This is a genomic window from Halomonas tibetensis (genome assembly GCF_042643535.1).
GTDB lineage: Bacteria > Pseudomonadota > Gammaproteobacteria > Pseudomonadales > Halomonadaceae > Halomonas > Halomonas tibetensis.
Genome location: NZ_JBHRSQ010000023.1, coordinates 1 through 791 on the forward strand (window position 1 = coordinate 1; position 791 = coordinate 791).

Consider the following 791-nt stretch of genomic DNA (forward strand, 5'->3'; position numbering starts at 1 on the left):
AGGCCCGGGCCGTCCCGCGCCAGCAGCTTCTTGAGCTGGGCGGTGTTGCCGGCCTTCTCGACGCTCTCGCCGGTGAGCTCCGCGGTGGCGGAGAGCTGGGCCTGCAGGTCCTTGCGGTCGGTGATCACCACCACCTTGAAGCGCCGTAGCGCCGCGTCGGTGCGCAGTTTGCGCACCAGGAACACCATGGAGAGGCTCTTGCCGCTGCCCTGGGTATGCCAGACGATGCCGCCGCGGCGATCACTCTCGCCGTCCTCGCGGCGCGTCTTGCCGCTCTTCAGCCGTTCGACGGCCCGGGTCACCCCGCGGAACTGCTGGTAGCGGCAGACCAGCTTGATCTCCTGGCCGCCGATGTTCATGAACAGGGTGTAGTGGCGCACGATGCCGAGCAGGTTGGCCTGGGTGAGCATGCCGGCGATCAGGCGCTGCTGGGCGGAGAGGTCTGCTACGCTTAGGTCAATGGCCACCTCCGCCTCGCGCAGCGGCGCCACCGTCTTCCAGCTCAGGTAGTGGGCGAAGCCGGCGCCGATGGTCCCTACCCGCGCCTCGTCGAAGTTGCTGGCCACCAGGAACTGGCTGGTGGCGAACAGCGCCGGCGCCCCTTCGTGTTCCGCCACCTCGCCTTCGAGGTGGCGCTGGTCGTGGTAGCGGCGCAGCTGATTCACGGCATCGCTGATGCCTTCCGGTACGGTGCGGCTCTTGCACTCGACCACCACCAGCGGGATGCCATTGACGAACAGCACCAGGTCCGGGATCACGTGGCCCTTCCACGCGTCATGGCCCGGCGGGCA

At 68.4% G+C, this 791-nt stretch carries 1 protein-coding gene; it reads right to left on the reverse strand.

Annotation, left to right across the window (positions count from 1 at the left end):
- Positions 1-791: type I restriction endonuclease (locus ACFODV_RS15190; RefSeq protein WP_379760932.1), on the reverse strand; the 791-nt coding region annotated here is incomplete at both ends.